Origin of the sequence: Microbacterium aerolatum, from assembly GCF_007988825.1 — a bacterium.
Classification (GTDB): domain Bacteria; phylum Actinomycetota; class Actinomycetes; order Actinomycetales; family Microbacteriaceae; genus Microbacterium; species Microbacterium aerolatum.
On sequence record NZ_BJUW01000002.1, the window covers coordinates 270,314 to 288,103 of the forward strand.

10 protein-coding genes are annotated in these 17,790 nt (G+C 69.4%); all 10 read right to left on the reverse strand.

Annotated features, from left to right (window positions below; translation table 11 throughout):
• Nucleotides 1–7: 7 nt before the first annotated feature.
• Nucleotides 8–1,267 (reverse strand): RDD family protein, encoded by a 1,260-nt coding sequence (locus MAE01_RS03485; protein WP_147038149.1) that lies wholly within the window; start codon nt 1,265–1,267, stop codon nt 8–10.
• On the reverse strand, nt 1,264–2,892 hold the full coding sequence (locus tag MAE01_RS03490; RefSeq protein ID WP_147038150.1) for a serine/threonine-protein kinase: 1,629 nt from the start codon (nt 2,890–2,892) through the stop codon (nt 1,264–1,266). The genes MAE01_RS03485 and MAE01_RS03490 overlap by 4 nt, the downstream gene beginning before the upstream one ends.
• Nucleotides 2,889–4,178 (reverse strand): FHA domain-containing protein, encoded by a 1,290-nt coding sequence (locus MAE01_RS03495; RefSeq protein ID WP_147038151.1) that lies wholly within the window; start codon nt 4,176–4,178, stop codon nt 2,889–2,891. The genes MAE01_RS03490 and MAE01_RS03495 overlap by 4 nt, the downstream gene beginning before the upstream one ends.
• The gene (locus MAE01_RS03500; protein WP_147038152.1) at nt 4,178–4,993 is read right to left on the reverse strand and encodes a PP2C family protein-serine/threonine phosphatase; all 816 of its coding nucleotides are present in this window, start codon (nt 4,991–4,993) and stop codon (nt 4,178–4,180) included. Before MAE01_RS03500 ends, MAE01_RS03495 begins: the two co-directional genes overlap by 1 nt.
• Nucleotides 4,990–6,213 carry an RDD family protein gene (locus MAE01_RS03505; RefSeq protein ID WP_147038153.1) on the reverse strand — a complete coding sequence of 408 codons (1,224 nt, stop codon included), beginning with the start codon at nt 6,211–6,213 and terminating at the stop codon, nt 4,990–4,992. The genes MAE01_RS03500 and MAE01_RS03505 overlap by 4 nt, the downstream gene beginning before the upstream one ends.
• Nucleotides 6,210–8,630 (reverse strand): transglutaminase TgpA family protein, encoded by a 2,421-nt coding sequence (locus tag MAE01_RS03510; protein ID WP_186806101.1) that lies wholly within the window; start codon nt 8,628–8,630, stop codon nt 6,210–6,212. Before MAE01_RS03510 ends, MAE01_RS03505 begins: the two co-directional genes overlap by 4 nt.
• A complete protein-coding gene (locus tag MAE01_RS03515; protein WP_147038154.1) occupies nt 8,627–9,886 on the reverse strand; it encodes a DUF58 domain-containing protein in 1,260 nt (419 codons plus the stop codon). Before MAE01_RS03515 ends, MAE01_RS03510 begins: the two co-directional genes overlap by 4 nt.
• The gene (locus MAE01_RS03520) at nt 9,886–10,857 is read right to left on the reverse strand and encodes an AAA family ATPase (RefSeq protein ID WP_147038155.1); all 972 of its coding nucleotides are present in this window, start codon (nt 10,855–10,857) and stop codon (nt 9,886–9,888) included. Before MAE01_RS03520 ends, MAE01_RS03515 begins: the two co-directional genes overlap by 1 nt.
• Before the next feature lie 45 nt (nt 10,858–10,902).
• Nucleotides 10,903–16,992, reverse strand: a complete 6,090-nt coding sequence (locus MAE01_RS03525) for an Ig-like domain-containing protein (protein WP_147038156.1) — start codon at nt 16,990–16,992, stop codon at nt 10,903–10,905.
• Between the two features lie 160 nt (nt 16,993–17,152).
• Complete coding sequence (locus tag MAE01_RS03530) at nt 17,153–17,722, reverse strand: DNA-3-methyladenine glycosylase I (protein WP_147038157.1); 570 nt, start codon at nt 17,720–17,722, stop codon at nt 17,153–17,155.
• Nucleotides 17,723–17,790: the final 68 nt, after the last annotated feature.

Genomic DNA, 17,790 nt, shown 5'->3' on the forward strand with positions numbered 1-17,790 from the left:
CTCCGGGTCACAGCCGGACCACGGCCGCGGTGCGGTCGCCGATCCGGATCGTGTCGCCGTCGGTGGTCGCGACCGGCGCGCCGGCGGCGACCTCGTGCTCCACGCCAGCGCGGATCAGTCCGGACCCGTTCGTGGACTGGCAGTCGAGGATCTCGAGGCCGCCCTCGACCGGCCGCACCAGCAGGTGCGTCTTCGAGAGCGACTTGCTGTCATCGGTCAGTGCTACCGCCCGTGCACCGGGGTGAACCGCGGCATCAGGATTCCGCCCCAGGAGGACCGGCTCTGTGACCGGGATGCTCTCCCCGGTGTCGAGTCGAAGGCCGAAGCGCGCGACGGGCTCAGCCCGCTGCGGGGCGACGGGTTGCGGCGCGACCGACTGCGGCGCGACGGGCTCGACAGGTTGCGGTGCCACGGGTTGCGCCTCCGCGGCCGGCGCTGTCGCAAGGGGCGAGCCGCTCACCGGACGCTCGTGCGCCTCGTACGGGCGCGCGATGCCGAGCACACCGGCGCTGCCGCGGTTCCCCGGCCGGTACTGCGGTTGCGCCGCAGGGTCCAGGGGCGTCGCGAGCGACGGGAGCGTCTCGCGCTCCTGCGTCGGTTCGGCCTTCACCATCTTGCGCGCGACGCGCATGCGCTTCTCGTCGTACGGCTGCAGTCCGCGGCGCACATCCACGAGCCAGACGCTCGCCGCCTTGTCGTGCAGGCCGCGTCCGCGCCGGTCCGGGTCGAACGTCGGCGAGGCCAGGAAAAGTGCCGGGCCCAGCACCGGCACGATGTTCGACACGTACACGATGAGGAAGCGCAGCAGTACGGCACCGACGCCCGGCTTCTCCAGTGTCCGGACGTTGACGCTCCGCAGACCCGTGATGGCCTTGCCGATCGTCATGCCCTTCCTGCCGTGCATGACCAGCTGCACGATGCAGAACACCAGCGAGAGCAGCGTCGTGACGCCCGCCATCACGATGGCGAGCACGAAACTTGGATGGTTGACGAATCCGTACGAGGAGATGGATCCCGTGGCCAACTTGAGCAGCAGCGGCACCGCGCCCAGCCAGAGCGGCAGCTGCAGCAGCATCCAGAACGCCACGTCGCAGACGAGGGCGAGCGCGCGACGCCCGAAGGGTGCGTTCAGCAGCCCCAGCGCTGCCGCGTACGCAGGATCGGCCCGGCCCTCGGCATCGAGCCCCTCGACGACCTGCTTCTTCTCGTCGATCTCCCAGATCGCTCCGACGGGCATCTGCCGGCGGTCGTCACCCTGGGCTGTCACTCCACGCACCCCCGCACCGGCTCCGAGGCGCGCCCGTCGCCGCGGCGCAGCATCACGTCGATGCACACCTGGCCGGATGCCGCGCCCTGGAACGTCACCGTCGTCTGCTTCGTGGTCTCCGTACCCCCGTCGCCCGCGAGATCCACGGTGTTCCAGAGGTACAGGTCGCCGTCTTCAGGCGACGGGTTCGTCCAGTTGAACGTGATCGCGGTTCCCTCGCGCGTGCCGGCGAGTTCGTCGACCGTCGGCACGGCTTCCGACACGGGGTTCTGCGGGACGACCTCGTCCTGCGTGGCGACCGGGTCGGGCTCGCCCGTGCCGTTCAGCAGGTTGACTCCCACGATCACACCGCCGACGAGCACGACGGCGGCGGCCGCGATGCCGATCCACATGCCGGCGCGGGGCCTGCGCTTCGCATCGGCCGTGACGGGCTCGACTGCGGGCACGCCGGGAGCGGTCGGCGCCGGGGGTGCCTCGGGCGACAGCGTGCGCGGTCCGCGCACGACGGTGCGATCATCGTCGACCGGTGCGGATGCCGCTGCCGGAGTGCTCGGGCGCACGACCGTGTCCTCGACGGCAGGGGATGCCGCCGCCTCGAAGCGCGGACCCGGAACGTCGACGGACGGGGCGGGCTGCGGGGTTCCCAGCTGCCTTGTCGTCGCCGACGGGCGGGTGTTCCCGGCATCCGGTTCGATGCTGACGACGTTGCGAACGCGCGTCAGCCCTTCGTCGTCGTCCTCGAGGTCTTCCGGAAGCGGATGATCGTCGACGATGTCGATCGGCGTGACCGAATGGGTCAGTTCGATCTGCACCTTCTGCAGCGCTCGCGCGAACGCGACGGCGCTGGGGTATCTGGCCTCAGGATTCTTCGCCATCGCGCGCTCCAGCACCTGCTGGAGGCTGCCGGGGGAGTCCGGCCGGGACAGCGAAGGCAACGAGGCGCGCTCGATGCGCTCGATCAGGTCGGCGCTGGTGTTGCGCTCGCCGGGACGCTCGAACGGAGAGCGACCAGCCAGCAGCGTGTACAGCGTCGCTCCGAGGGCGAAGACGTCGGAGCGCTGCCCGCTCTGCGGCGGGTCGGCGAAGAACTCCGGCGGCGACCACGGGATCGACATCCCGGTCGCCTCGGACACCGCACCCGTCGTCGACGCGATGCCGAAGTCGGTCAGCGCGGGCCGGTTGTATTCGGTGACGAGGATGTTCGCCGGCTTGATGTCGCGGTGCAGCACGCCCGCGCGGTGGGCGGTCTCGACGGCACCAGCGACCTGGATGCCGACCCGCAGCGCCTCGGCGACCGAGAAGGGCTCCTTGCGCGCGCGGATCTGCAGGTTCGGCCGCGGGCAGTACTCCATCACCAGGTACGGGCGTCCGTCGCCGGCGACACCGGCCTGATAGATCGTCACGATCGCCGGATGCGTCGACAGCATCGCCATCACGTTCGCCTCATCGGCGAACTCCTGTGCCGCACCGCTCGAGATGCGGTCGGCGAGCAGGACCTTCACCGCGACGCGGCGCTTGGGCATCTGCTGTTCGTACAGGAAGACGTCGGCGAAGCCGCCGGTGCCCAGCGGTTCGACGAAGGTGAAGCCGGGAAGTTCGGGGGGCGGGGAGGGCGGCCTGCTCACGGAAGATCCTCGAAGGTGACGGTCACGCCATCGCCGAGATCCACGACATCATCCGAGAGAACGAGGGTCTGCTCGCCGGGGTGCAGGCGCAGCGGGTCGGCGCCTGGGCGCAGCAGAGTGGAGCCGTTGGTGGTGTGCAGGTCGACGACCACGACGGTGTCGCCCTCAGGACGGATCTCGAGGTGGCTGCGGGAGATGTCCTGCTGCGGGCTGTCCACCGCGACGAGGTGGGGCAGGTCGGCGCCGCTCGCGCGCGTGGATCGCGGCTTCCGTCCGATGATGACCGTGCGGTCGAGAGTGACGACCTGGCCGGTGGAGACCCTGATCCGTCCGGATGCGCTCGAGATCACGGGCAGCACGGCGGTCGGGGCATCCGGATCGGCAGCCGGAGCGTTCTGGCGGAGCGCACGAGCCTCTGACACCGAGATGGTGTCGCCGTCGTGATCGCCGGCGGGAACGGGCGGTGCCGGCGGCACCGGCGGAGCAGGCGGCACCGGCGGTTTCTGCGATGCGACGGTCGCTCCGAAGAGCTGGTCGAACTCGTCCGCGTCGGTCGCGTAGGTCACCTCGTCGGGCGTGAGCGTGGCGCCGTCGACCGCGTCATCGATCGGCGCGGGCGTCTCGGGGATCTCCGCCGTCGGGGGCTCCGCCTCCGCGTCGGACTCCTCGATCGGCGACTCCTCCACCGGAGGCTCCTCGATCGGCGACTCGACGGCGGTCTCCTCGACGGCCGACTCCTCCACCGAGGCGTCCTCCGTCAGGGCGTCGTCGAGCGCGGCGTCGTCGTCAGCAGGTGCAGCCTGGGCGACGGGCGCGGCGATCGCCGAATCCGGCTCCGTCACATCCGCCGACTCGATCTCTGCGGTCGCACCGGAGGCACGCACAACGCCGCCTGTGATCGGGAGCGATGCGCCAGCATCGGCATCGCCGATGGTGACGGCTATGCGGCTCGCGCCCGCGACGAAGCGCTCGCTCCACGTGGTCACGTTCGAGCCGGTGAAGCTCTCCTCGCCGTCGGGGCCGGTGACGCTCGCGGTCACCTCGCCGCGCACGGCGATCCTGGCATCCGGCCCTTCGAGGACGACAGCAGCGAACGGCAGCACCGCCTCGAACGAACCAGCGGCGTGATCCGTGAGCGCGTCGATGACCGCGGCCAGATCTCCCCCGGACTGCTGACGCTCCCACAGCGTGGACACGAGCTCCGCCGGAGCATCGGGCGACAGGGCGATCAGTGCACCGGGAGCCACCAGGACGTTCCAGTCCCCCGGTCGGTATGTGGTCTGCATCAGCCCATCCCTCCTGCGACGGCCTCGCGCGGCCGGGTGTCCTCGTCGATGTCGTCATCGGCGCGCATCTGCACGCCTGGTCGGGATGCCACCGAGACGGCGTCCACCACCACGACTGTGATGTTGTCCCTGCCGCCGGCGGTGACGGCGGCCGCGACCAGTGCGTCGGCCGCAAGCTGCGGGTCGCGCTCGGTGTTCAGGATGTCGCGGATCCGGCCGTCGGACACCTCCGAGGAGAGCCCGTCGGAGCAGATCATCATACGATCACCGAGCTCTGCGGGGAACATCCAGAAGTCGGCGTCGCCGGTGCTTCCGGCGCCGATCGCCCTGGTGATGATGTTGCGGCGGTGGTCCGAGACGGCCTCGTCGATGCTGAGTTCGCCGGACTCGATGAGCTCCTGCACGACGGAGTGGTCCACGCTGATCTGTTCGAGCTCGCCGTCTGAGAGCCGGTACGTGCGGGAGTCGCCGATGTTGAAGCTCAGCCAGTAACCCATGCCGTCGACGTCGGCGAGCACCAGTCCGCTGAGGGTCGTACCCGCACGGGCCATCGCCGACACGGAGAGCGCGTCGACGGCATCGCGCGAGCGGCTGAGCACGTCCAGCACGTCGTCGAGCTCGAGGCTCTGCCGGCCGATGTAACGGGAGAACTCCGCCACGACGGCGGCGCTGGCACGCTCGCCTGCCTCGTGTCCGCCCATGCCGTCTGCGACGACGAAGACCGGCGCACTGGCGAGCAGGGCGTCCTCGTTCAGGGTGCGACGGAGGCCCGCGTGCGTCGAGGATCCCGCCGAGACGATCAGTGGTGCGGTCACGCGTAGCCTCCGACCGTGACGATGCGGTCGCCGATCTCGATGGCGTCGCCGAGACGGACGCGCACCTGCTCGCCGGGCTCGCAGGTGATCCGGTGACCGTCGCGCATGATGACTGTGCCGTTCGTGGAATGCCGGTCCATGATCCAGCCGCCGGACGGCTCAGCGGCCGCCTCGAAGTGCGTCTTCGACAGCGACAGCGTCTCGTCGCGGACGGGGACGACCACCGCGCCGCCCTCAGGCGACGGGTTGCGCCCGAACAGCGTGCGTCGCGACACCGTCACCCTGGTGCCGTCGTCCCAGGTGAACACCAGACGGTGGCCGGGGATGCTGATGCGGGTGTCCTCGATGTCCGGGGACTCACCCTGGTCCGTTGCCGGGGCCGGCGCCGGGGCGGGCGCCGGGGCGGCGGGTGCCGCCGGGGATGCCGGAGCGGGTACTACCGGTTCGGGCGCGGGAGTCTCCCGCGCGGGCGGTCCGTCCTGAGTGATGCCGGGGACGAACGCGATGAGCGAATCGCCGTCCGCTGCGGGGGTGCCGGGCTGTGTGACCGGCTCAGCCGGTGCCGGACGCGGGGCCTCGGGGGCGCGCACGGTCTCATCCAGCGCAGGCGCAGCGGGCGCGGGAAGAGTCGGATACGCGGGAGCCTGCGGTGCTGCCATCGGCGTCGCGAGTCCGGGAATCGGCGGTGCCGAGTTCGGTGCTGAGTTCGGCAGCGGCGGGCGCGGCGGCACGCGGACGTCCTGCTCGGGAAGCGTGCCGACCGTCGCGGGCCTGATCCCGGCATCCATCATCAGCGACCGCGCGACCTTGTCGTGCCATCCCTGAAAACGACCCGAACCGTCGAACAGCGGCGTGAAATACCCGACGACGATGGATGCCGCGAGTCCGAAGATGATGTTCCGCAACAGCGTGCGGCCGAAGCCGAGCGGGGCGCCGTCGGCCTCGCTCACGAGGCGCAGGCGCTGCGCCCGCATCCCGATCGACCCGTTGCCGGACTGCATGATCGTGTAGACCACGAACCAGCCGACCATCAGCAGCCACACGACGATGGCACCGGCGCCGAGGACGGCGAGCATCCCGTCGGGCCCTGCCATGACCGCGAAGACGACGAGCAGGGTCGTCAGGACGATGCCGATTCCGGCCGCGATCGCGGCATCGATGATGTATGCCACGGCACGCCGTGATGTCGGGGCGACGGTGCCGAACGACGTGTGCGTCATGGTGTCTCGCTCTCGGGTGCTTCGTTCGTGCTGTTCTTGATGGTGCCAGGTTCTCGCCGAACGCGCGCGGTCGCGGCATCCCTCAGGCTCTGGAACCCGCTCGACAGAGCCGATCCGCCCAGCACGGAACGCAGGCTCAGTCGCGCCTTGATCCGCTTCCAGAAGCCGGCCTCGCTGCCGAGGCCGACGACGATGTCGTCGACCTCCTTCCAGAACGTCTCGACGTCCTCCGGGCTCGGGTCGTTCGGGCCGAACACGTCGGCGTCCGCGCGATCGGCCAGGGTCGTCACCGTCGGGACGGCGAGGGAATCGGCGACCAGAACCGCTTCTTCCCCGCGAGTGGCGCCCGGCGTGATGCGCGCTCCGTAGTCGACGGCGCGGTCGGTGAGCTCGTCCCACCCGCCGGCGATGCGGTCGGCCGTGCGGTCGGCCGTGCGCCGTGCACGTCGGCGGGAGGCCTTCCAGGCGCCGATGATGATGAACGGCGAGGCGAGCAGGGCGATGATGCCGAGCGAGATGCCGCCGATCGCGAGGATCGCGGCGATGATGCCGGCGATGTTCAGCGACTCGTCCTCGGACTCGCGGTCATCCGGCAGCGTCGGCGGTAGGTCGACCGGTTCCTGAGGCGGGGGCGGCGGCTGCAGCACCTGCGGCTTCGGGTCGGCGCGGGGCTTGGTGTTCTGATCGTTCGGGACCTGATCCTCCGGCGGGGTCGGGTCGAACGGCACCCAGCCGAAGCCGTCGAAGTCGACCTCGACCCAGGCGTGCAGATTCTCGCCGTTGGCCGAGAACGCGGCGGCGCCGGCATCCTTCTCCTCGGGGTAGAACCCCATCACGACCCGCGCCGGGATGCCGAGCTCACCGGCCAGCAGCGCCATGGCGACCGCGTACTGCTCGTCGTCGCCGATCATCTGGTCACCGCTGATGAGAGTCGTGATGCGCTCCGAGGTGTGCCCGGCGCGCGAGATGACCTCGCCCTCCAGCCCGTGGCTGAAGAAGCCCTCCTCGGAGAGATACGTCACCAGCGCCTGAACCTGCTCGACCGGCGTCTCGGCCTCGGAGATGATCTCGCCGGCGAGCGTCGAGAGATCCTCGGGAACGTTCTCGTGCTTCGGCAGCCGCACGCTGCCGAACTCGGCGTCGGCGAGCTGCTCGTCGGAGTGCTCGGCCGGCACCGTCGTCTGCACCGTGTAGCTGTCGCCCTTCCGCAGCCCCTGAGTCGCCACGGCCGTACCGGACCCGGTGCTGTAGTAGGTGCTGCGACGCAGCGCATCGTCGTCGTCGCCGGCGAAGCGGAGCTCCGAGACGAGGCCGGCCTGCGGCACCCAGACACCGCTGTACTTGTCGATGTCGATCTGCAGGCTCACCGGCAGGCCCTCGGCGTCGGGCGACATGTTGGAGCGGATGGGCGTGAACGCGCTGGATGAGCCGGGCCCGCCGTCGGTGACGTTGATCACCTGGCCGTCGAACTCGTCCATCGCCGCGAGACGGATGCGCGCACCCTCGGGCAGGCCCCGGACCGTGAACAGCGTGTTCTCGGCGTCATCGCGCACGTGACCGCGGAACGACTGCAGCGCACTCGGATAGTCGCGCACGTCGAACGGCGGGATGATCGTGTCGCGCAGCACGTGCCGGACCTCGGTGGGCGCGGTGAACGCGCTGGTCGCTGCTCCCGCGCCGACGGCGACGGCGAGCACGACGGCGCCCGATATCAGCCGGCGGATCCGCATCTGGTTCGCGCGGGCCGGATCGACCTCGCTGACCGAGACGGCTGCGTTCTGCGGCATCCAGATCTGCCGCACCGCGAGCCAGGCGATGCTGACGACCGCGAACAGCGCGCCCTGGACAATAGGGACCGCCGGCTCCGGCGTGCCGAGGGCGATGACCGCCGCGAGCAGCGCACCGGCGGGGATCAGCGCCCAGGCGGGCTGGGTCAGGCGAAGAGCGAGGGATGCCGTGACCACCGCGGCGACCAGCAGGAGCAGGAACGGCACGATCAGGTGCCCGTCCGCGCCGGAGACCGGTGCGACCGTGGTGAGCATCTGCTTCCACGACGTGACGACGCCGATCGCGAGCTGCTGCAGGGTCTCGAGCGACGGAATGACGCCGATGATCGCGGTGTGCGGCAGAGCCAGCGCGCCGCCGAACACGAAGTACGCCAGCACGGTGAGACCGGCGATGATGAGGATTCCCCAGCGGCGCCATGCGGCGACGACGGCGATGCCGATGCCGAGGACGGAGCCGCCGATGGCGGCTCCCAGGTAGCCGGGGCCCGCGAAGCTCGGCCAGAAGCCGGCTGCGGCCACTCCGAGAAGGAGAGCTGTCGCGGCGATGTCGAGGATCCAGCGGCGCATGGGGATCGCTGCGGTCTCGGCGGGGGCTGCGGCGGGAGCATGGGCTGCGGCGGGGGCGCTCATGCGAGGACCTTCTGCAGGGCGAGCGGGATCTGCCCGAGGGCGCCGACGCTGACCACATCGGCGTCTCCGATGCGCCGGAGTGCCGGCACCTCGACGGTGGTGTCCGCGACGATCGCGATCACGCGGGCGCCGAACGGCAGGCGCGAGCAGGCGAGGCGGAGGTCTTCGCCTGACACCTTCGCTCCGCACACCAGCACGACGACGCTGGCGAGGGGCATGGTGGCGGCGATCACGCCGCTGAGGTCGGAGATGCCGCCCTCGCGGGGCTTGCTCTCCTCGACCGCTGCGAGCGAGTCGAGCAGCTGCTTGCCGGTGCCGGCGCGCAGTTCGCGCCCCTGCACGCGCACGTCGACGCGCTGCGAATCGCGGAGCGCGCGCAGGCCGATGGAGCCGGCGACCGAGATGCCGAGCTCGAAGTCCTGTGCCCTGGCGTAGTCGCCGCTGGAGCGCGAGAGGCCGATGACGAAGTGCGAACGGCGGGTCTCCTCGTACTGGCGAACCATCATGACGCCGGTGCGCGCGGTGGAGCGCCAGTGCACGTGCCGGAGATCGTCGCCGGGCTGGTACTCGTTCAGCGCGTGGAACGACACGTCGTCACGCGAGAGGTCGGCGGCGGGGAGGCCCTCGAGGTCGCGCAGGAAGCCGAGCGACTGGCCGTCGAACAGGACGGTCTTAGGGTGGACGAACAGATCCACCGGGTCGTCGCGGCGGTGCGCGCGCTCGAACAGGCCGAGCGGGTCGCCGCGGACCACGCTCACGGGGCCGACCTTGACCACGCCGCGGCGCTGGGTGGGGATCGCGAACAGCTCCTCGGCCTTCTCACCGGGGGCGAGGCGCTGGATGCCGAACTCGCCGCGGCCGCTGCCGACCGGCAGCACCACCCGGGACGGCAGGATGGCGCGGCCACCGGGGTTCGCGAGGGTCAGCGCGCCGACCGCGCGCTCACCCACGACGACCCGGGTGCGGGCGAGGTCGAGGGCGACGTCGTACTCGGTGCGGCCGATGAGGAACAGTGCGCACAGCACCAGCGTGATCGTCACGATGACGGCGGTGACGGTCAGCTCCTTCCAGCCCAGGCTCAGCCCTGCGATCCAGAACACGATCGCCAGCGCCGTCAGCACCCAGGCGAGAGGACGGACGACGCTCGCGATCTTCCGCAGACGATCTGCGATGCGCGCGCCGATGAGCGCCGCGATGTCACGCCAGCCGGCGTCGCGTGCGGTCTCGGTCGCGGCGGGCAGCGTCTCTGCGGTCATCAAGCCGCCGTTCGCGCCTGGGGTGCTGCGATGCGATCGAGCACGCGGGCGAGCACGACGTCGGCCGTCGTGCCGGCGAACTCCGCCTCGGCGTCGAGCAGCAGACGGTGCTGCCATGCCGGCGCGATCAGCGCCTTGATGTCGTCGGGGAGGACGTAGTGGCGTCCACGGGAGGCCGCCCACACCTTGGCGAGGCGGATCATGGCGATCGCGCCGCGCACCGAGACGCCGAGTCGCACTCCGCCGTCCTCGCGCGTGGCCTCGGCGAGCTCGGCGACGTAGCGCAGCACGGCGGGCTCGACGTGCACGCTGGCGGCGAGATCGGCCATGTCGGCGACGGCGCCGGTCGTGATGATCGCCGACAGGTGCGAGGACGGGTTGCGGTCGGAGGCCCCGGCCAGGATGCTCTCGGTCACCGCGAGGTCGGGGTAGCCGATCGATGTCTTGATGAGGAAACGGTCCAGCTGCGCCTCTGGCAGCTTGTAGGTGCCCGCCTGCTCGACCGGGTTCTGCGTCGCGATCACGAGAAAAGGCCGGCCGGCCTCGTGCGTGACGCCGTCGATCGTGACCCTGGACTCCTCCATCACCTCGAGCAGCGCCGACTGCGTCTTGGGCGAGGCGCGGTTGATCTCATCGGCCAGCACGATGGACGCGAAGATCGGTCCCTTGTGGAACTCGAACTTGTGGTTCTGCTGGTCGTAGATCGTGACGCCGGTGACGTCGGAGGGCAGCAGATCGGGCGTGAACTGGATGCGGGAGCTCGTGCCCTGCACGGTCGCGGCGAGCGCCTTCGCGAGGCTGGTCTTGCCGGTGCCGGGGGCGTCCTCGAGGAGCACGTGGCCCTCAGCCAGCATGGATGCCAGCACCAGGCTGATCACGTCGTGCTTGCCCTGCACGGCCTTGTCGACGTTCTCGACGAGACGGGTGAAGGTGCCCTGGAACCAGGCCGCCTGCTCGGGGGTCATGCTCATGTCAGATTCGTTCTCTCTGTCTCGTTCTGCGTTCGCTGCGCTCGGCTACCAGGCGCGTTTCTCGTAAGCCTTGTCATTGATGACTGGCCACACCTGGACGGGATAACCGAAGTACGAACCGCCCAACTGAACTTCGCCGTTGGCCGGCAGCTTCACGGTGTACTCGTATGTCGTTCCGTGACCATCGGACGCCATCTTCACCCGGTAGGTGCCAGCGTCGAAGTCCTTCGTGTTCACGATGATGTAAGCGCAATAGTTTGAACTGCAGTTGGGCTGTCCCTTCGCGGACGAGCCACGCGTGATCCAGGCGCGCGGATCGGGCTTGGGATCCGTGGTCGCCGAGGCGGAGTCGGAGGCCGACCAGCCGGCCTTGTTGTGCACCCGCACCTCGATCGCCCAGTTCTGGGAGTACTGACCGCCGACTGTGCGGCTGCCACTGTTGTTGACGCTGTCCCACGCGCCCCAGTTACCGTTCTGGTTGCGGATGCGGATCTGGGTGTCGTCGATCGCGGCACCGTTGTTGCCGTTGTTGCTCCAGCTCAGGGTGATGTTCGCGCCGTTGTTCTTGGCGGTGGCGCTGGGCTTGGGCGGAAGTCCGTAGGGCTTCACCGTGTTCGATGACGACGATTCCGCACCGGTGTAACTGCCCGTACCGGTGTTCGACAGAGCCCGGATCTGGAGCGAATAGTTGTCGCCGTTGTTCAGACCGCCGATGGTCGTGTTCGTCAGGTTGTGCCAGCTGCCGCCGTTGTTGAGCCGGTACTGGTACGTGATCTCAGACGACTTCGCGCCATTGCGCTTGTCCGCCGACAGCTCGTACGACGACGTGATCGTGATCGACCGGTCGTGTGCTTCGATCTTCGGCGTCGCCGGAGCATCCGGCCGGATCGCACCGCGTCGTTCTGCGGACGCCGGGCTCCACTGACCCCAACCTGCCTTGTTCTCGGCGCGCACGATGTACGTGTAGCCGGCCTCGGACGTCTCGACGACGACGGCCTGACTGGTCTGTCCGGCGGACACCGGGATCGTCTGAACCGTCGTCCCGCCGCGGAGCACCTGCAGCTGGTAGTTGTCGATGGAGTCGCCGTTGTCGTTGGGCCGCTCCCAGGTCACCTGCATCTGCGCCTGGTCTCCCACCGGAGAGAGCTCCGCGGTCGTCGGGGCTTTCGGCTGCGCCGGCGGGCCCGCCGGGATCTCCGCGAGCGACCACGCGCTCCAGGTGGACGGTTCGGGAGCCTTGTTCACGGCCTGCACCCGCACCTGGTACGACGTGCCGTTCTCCAGCCCTTCCCAGGTCAGGGAGTTGCCGGTGACGCCGGTCTTCTCCGTGATGCCCGACGGCGGCGCCGGCGAGATCTGCAGGTTGAACGACTCGACCGGCGATCCGGGAGTCGTCGGCGTCTTCCACGCGACCTTCAGCGACTTGTCGCCGAAGACCAGGGTGGGCGCGACCGGGGTGTCGGGGCGCGCATCGGGGCGGGCGACCTCGGATGCACCCGACGGCTCGGAGTCGCCGACGCGGTTGGTCGCGACCACCTCGAAGGTGTACTCGACGTTGTTGGTGAGCCCGTCGAGGGTGCACGTGGTCGAGTCGCACTGCTTGGTGTACGGGCTGCCCGAGGTGCTCGAGACCGTGTAATGGGTGATCTCGGCGCCGTTGTTCGACGGGGCCGAGTACGACACCACGACAGTGCGGTCCTGAACGCTCGTCACCTGCGGCCGCCCTGGGGCCTCCGGAACGCCCTGCACCGTCAGCACGATGCGGCCGTCGACGTGCCGGTCGGGGTCCTCCGTGGCATCCTCGATCGTGTACCGCACGACCAGTGTGCCGACGAACTCGGCTCCCGGGGTCACGCTGACCTGATCGCCCTCGGGCTCCGCCGTGCCGACGCCCGTCTCCAGAGAAGCGGAGACCAGCTTCAGCGGGGTTTCCGGGAACGGGTTGAAGTCGTTCTCGAGCACCGGAACCGTGATCGTCTCGCCCTGATTGGCCTCGGCGATGGTGTCGGTGTTCGCGGTGGCCGCGGCACGCGTGGAGGCCGTGACATTGACGAGGACGGTGCCCTCGATCGGCTCCGTCTCGCCATCGGAGACGCGGATGGTCAGCGTCTCCGCCGTGCCCTTCTTGGCGTTCGAAGCGGCCTCGACCGACAGGGTGCTGCCATCGATGTTCGCGCTGATGCCACCGTCGGCGCTGCCGCGCAGCGAGTACGTGTGCTTGCCGGCGTCGTCTGCATCGGGATCGCTCGTCAGTGCGGCGAGGTCCAGCGTGGTCGCAGCCTCACCCGGCGCGACGTTGACTTCGCCGCGTGTGAACGTCGGTTGCTGGTTCTCGGGCGGCAGCACCGTGATCGGGATCGTCAGCGTCGCCTTGCGACCCTCCGGATCGTCCGGACCCGTGCCGTCGGTGACCTCGAACGTGATGCCGTCCTCACCGAAGTAGCCGGCCGCCGAGGTGTAGACGAGCGTGCCGCCGTCCTTCACCAGGTCGGCACCGTCGGCGTGCGACGCGCTCACCTTGGCGTGCTCGGTGATCGTCACGGTGCCACCACCCGCGACCGTGACGTACTCGTCGAGCGGAAGTTCCTTGGTCTCGCCGCTGACGACCTCGACCGGCTTGGTGGAGGTGAGCGAGGGACGCAGGTCCTTGACGGCGGGGACGAAGATGAACGCGGAGGTCTCGAGGCCGTCGAGGTCGGTGAGCGTGTAGCGGATCAGCTGCATCTCGTCGCCGATGTCGACCCGCACCTTGCCGTCCTCGAGCAGAGTGCCGCCGTCGCCGACCTCGACGTCCAGCCCTTCGGTCGTGCCGTCGGGGTCCTCGTCGTTGGCGAGGATGTCGACATCGCTCGTGAGCTCGCCGTCGGTCAGATCTGCGGGCAGCACCCGGTCATCGCGGGCGATCGGCGCCAGCAGCGGCACATCCTCGTCGACGGTGATCTGCAGCACCGCCTGGGCCGTTGCCCCGCGGGCGTCGCTGATCGTGTACTGGAGCGACGTCTCGACCGGGCGGTTCGGCGCCTCGACGAGCACGCGGTCCCCCGACACCCGGGCAGTCATGTCGTCGATCTCCGGCAGGACGAGCCCGTCCTTCACGAGTGCGATCTCGTCGCCCTCGGGATCGGAGTCGTTCAGCATCACGGGAACGGCGATCTCACGGCCTGGGCGGACCACCACGGAGTCCTTCACCGCATACGGCGCCTGGTTCACGTCTTCGGCCGGCGCGATGCCGACGCGGATCGTGGCCGTGCCCTCCTTGCCGAGCCGGTCGCGCACCCGGTAGGCGAAGGTGTCGACGCCGGAGGAATCGGCGTAGGCCTCGTAGACGAAGTAGTTCTGGGCGACCTCGGTGACGCGTCCCTTGGCGGGGTTCGACGCGAGGCCGAGCAGTTCGACGGAGTCGCCGTCGGCGTCGATGCCGTCCAGCGGCACGGCGATGTTGGCGGTGTTGCCGCTGAGCACGCGCGTGGTGATGTCCTGCGGGCGAGGAGCTGCGTTCTCGTCCTGCTCCGGCACGATCTGGATCGTGATGTAACCGCCGACCTTGTTCCCGCGGGTGTCCGACACCTCGTAGGTCGCGTAGACCGTCTTCGCCTCCGGGCCCGCCCTGAAGCGCACGGCATCCTGCGAGACGAAGATCTCGCCGTCCTCGGGATCGACGAAGGGCTCGATGAGCTCGGGCTCGAGGGTGAGCGCATCGCCGATGGGGCTGGTGTCGTTGTCGAGCACCGGGATGGTCACGACGTCGTTGACGCGCACCACGGCCTGATCAGGGCTCGCGACCGGCGGCAGGATCTTGTCGGGAGCGGGGATCGGGATGACCACCACTTCGCCCTCGGCGGTCTTCGAGCCGTTCGAGATCCGATACGTGATGCGCACCTGTTCATCGAGCGCGCCCTGATCGCCGATGCGGAGCGACTCGTGGTTCAGCACTGACACCGAGATGCCGCTGCCAGGTTCGACGCTGACCGACTGGATGACGAGGATTCCGCCGGACGGGTCGGTGTCGTTGTTGAGCACGCCCAGCAGCACTTCGCCGCCGGTGGGCAGCAGCGCCACGTCACGCACCGCTACCGGCGGAAGGTCCTGCTCCGCGGCGTCGGCGACGTCGATTCGTACGATCCCGGGGACGCCGTTCGGTCCTGCGGCGACCTCGTAGAGCACGTAGTAGACGCCTGGGGACGGCGCGCTGAACGTGAAGGTCTTGTTGGGGTAGTCGGGGACGATGGTCGCGCCGGGCGTCTCGTCTCCGTTGACGCGGGTCAGTCGCAGCGGCTCGCGGCCGGAGCTGGAGTCGTTGGCGAGCGGCGAGACGGTGACCTGCTCGCCGACGCGCGTCATCACGTGGTCGGCGTTCGTCTTCGGCAGGGTCGATCCCGACGGGCGGACGTCGAGCACGAGAGTGCCGGTTGCGACCTCGCCGAGCGCGTCGGCGACCATCACCTGGACTTCCTTGCGGCCCTGCAGGCTCGCGGTGGCGCGGTAGGTGATCTGTCCGTCGGTGGTGAACTCGACCTCGTCGCCGGGGGCCGCGACGACGTCGCTGAGGTAGATGTCGTCGCCCTCTGGATCGATCCAGTCGGGCAGCACGTTGTAAGAGACGGTGCCGCCGGTCTCGATCGCCAGGGTCGTGGTGCGCTTCGGCTTCGGGGCGGTGTTGGTGTCCCAGTCCTTCACCGAGAGGCTGACGTTCGCGGTGTCGGTTCCGCCACGGCCGTCGTTCACCTCGTAGGTGAAGGATGCCGCGCCCGAAGCATCCTCCTCGACAGCGATCTGCAGCGAACCGCCGTCGTAGATCGGCTGCACGGACCCGACCGAGGGCTGCTGCTCGGCGAGCGAGGCGACCAGCACGTCGCCGTCCGGGTCGTTGTCGTTGTCGAGCACGGGCAGCGCCGTCGTCTGACCGGGGCGCACGCCGAAGTCGTCGTTCTCCGCCACGGGAGGCGTGTTGACGTCGGTGCGCACGGGGAGGGTGGTCTCCACCGTCTCCTGCGTGGTGTCCTCTTCGTCCTCGGTCTCGCCCTCTGGCGGGGTCAGGTCGTTCCAGTTGTCGACCTGCTGGAGGCTCTCGTCGGCGAGCCAGGCGGCGCCGCCGACGGTGTCGTTCAGGATGATCACGTTGCGGTTGACGCGGAAGGTCAGCGACGCCGACTGCTCTACGCCGGGGATCTGCTCCAAGACGTCATCGCCGTCACCCGGGCACTCGCGCACGAACGTTCCGGAGCCTGACCATGCTCCGTAACTGCAGCCGAGCAGCGACACGGGAGCGGCCGGCGTGCCGTTGCCGCCGGACTTGGTCACGGCGGGCTCGCTGCCGTCGAACGGCACATCGATCAGCTGCGACGCCGTCGCGACGGTCACACCGTCGGTCGCGGCCGACGCGTACTGCAGAACGGCGCTGTCGGCCTCGGGGATCTCGGTGCTGAAGCCGCCAGGTGTCATGACCGCACTGTCGGCGGGCGAGAGGACGACCGGTGTGGTGCCGACGGCGGTGATCGTGGGCGCCACGGAGGCGTCGAGCCCCTCGAGCGGTGCGGTCGAGGGCTCGAGCGCCTCGCCCTCGTTGTCGACCGGGACCGTGACGACCTCTGCACCCTCGCCGGAGACCGCGTACACGGTGCCGTCCTGCCCCACCGTGACATCGGAGTTCTTGCCGAGCTCGACGAGCGGGTCTGCTCCCTGCAGCTCGAAGCCGGAGATCGCCTTGACGGGGAGCACCCAGAGGTCACCGGAGTCGGTGTCGAGGATCGCGGCGGTCTGTGCGCCGAGTGCGACCTTCGCCGAGCCGGGAATCGTGGTGGCGTCGCCCAGGGAGACCCGAGCGGGATCGACGGCCGTGAGGGTGCCGTTGGTGCGGTCGGTGACGAGGATCGTGGACTCGTCCTGCAGGATGTCGAAGCTCTCACCCGTGGTGCGCAGTCCGCCGTCGAGCAGGGTGGACTCGTTGTTGAAGTGGCCGACCATCAGCGCGGACGACTTCGTGATCCACACGCCGCCGTCGTTCAGATCGACCTTGGTGGTGGGGTTGCCCTCATACGCGAAGGCGAGAGTGCCGATGGCGACGACTGCGGCCGTGACACCTGCCACCGAGGCGGCGGTCTTCGGCTTCGCGCGCAACCATGACAGCGCCTTCATCGTCAGTAATCCCCCCGGTATACGTCGCGCGTCGTCCTCGGCAGCTGAACTGCGCGCGACACACCGGGTTCATACTAACCGGCGCACCTGAAGCGCTCGACGGGGAGAAATACCCATCCGATCAGGTGAAGTGCCCGCGTGGTTGCAGGCTCTCATCCGGTCAGGCCGCGCGCCAGCATCCCTCGACGTGGTCGTCGACCATGCCCGCCGACTGCATCAGGGCGTACATGGTCGTCGCACCGACGAAACGGAATCCCCGTCTGCGCAGCTCCTTGCTCATGGCGGTCGACTCCGCCGTGACCGCGGGCACGTCATCGAAGGAACGCGGGCGGATGCCGGGCGATGGCGCGAACGACCACATCAGCTCGTCGAGCTCGCCCTCGGCCATCTCCGCGACCAGGCGCGCGTTGCCGATCGTGGCGAGGATCTTCGCGCGATTGCGGATGATCCCGGCGTCCTGCATGAGGCGCTCGATGTCGTCCTCGCCGAAGGCGGCGACGCGCTCGGGGTCGAACCCGTCGAACACCTCGCGGAACCGCGGGCGCTTGCGGAGGATCGTGATCCAGCTGAGGCCGGCCTGGAAGCCCTCCAGCGACATCTTCTCGAACAGTGCACGGTCGCCGTGCAGCGGAACGCCCCACTCCTCGTCGTGGTACCGCTGGTACTCGGCATCCGCCCCGGCCCACGCGCATCGCGCGCGCCCATCGGAGCCCGCGATCAGTGAGGTCATCCTCTCAGCCTATGCACCGCGAGAATTGCTTTGCCGCACGAGAATGCCGCTGGCAGCGTCATTCTCGG

What these genes read in the sequence shown, in the direction of transcription:
- MAE01_RS03530 (WP_147038157.1), bottom strand. Translation starts at nt 17,722, where the DNA reads ATGACCTCACTGATCGCGGGCTCCGATGGGCGCGCGCGATGCGCGTGG.
- MAE01_RS03505 (WP_147038153.1), bottom strand. Translation starts at nt 6,213, where the DNA reads ATGACGCACACGTCGTTCGGCACCGTCGCCCCGACATCACGGCGTGCC.
- MAE01_RS03525 (WP_147038156.1), bottom strand. Translation starts at nt 16,992, where the DNA reads ATGAAGGCGCTGTCATGGTTGCGCGCGAAGCCGAAGACCGCCGCCTCG.
- MAE01_RS03495 (WP_147038151.1), bottom strand. Translation starts at nt 4,178, where the DNA reads ATGCAGACCACATACCGACCGGGGGACTGGAACGTCCTGGTGGCTCCC.
- MAE01_RS03515 (WP_147038154.1), bottom strand. Translation starts at nt 9,886, where the DNA reads ATGACCGCAGAGACGCTGCCCGCCGCGACCGAGACCGCACGCGACGCC.
- MAE01_RS03510 (WP_186806101.1), bottom strand. Translation starts at nt 8,630, where the DNA reads ATGAGCGCCCCCGCCGCAGCCCATGCTCCCGCCGCAGCCCCCGCCGAG.
- MAE01_RS03520 (WP_147038155.1), bottom strand. Translation starts at nt 10,857, where the DNA reads ATGAGCATGACCCCCGAGCAGGCGGCCTGGTTCCAGGGCACCTTCACC.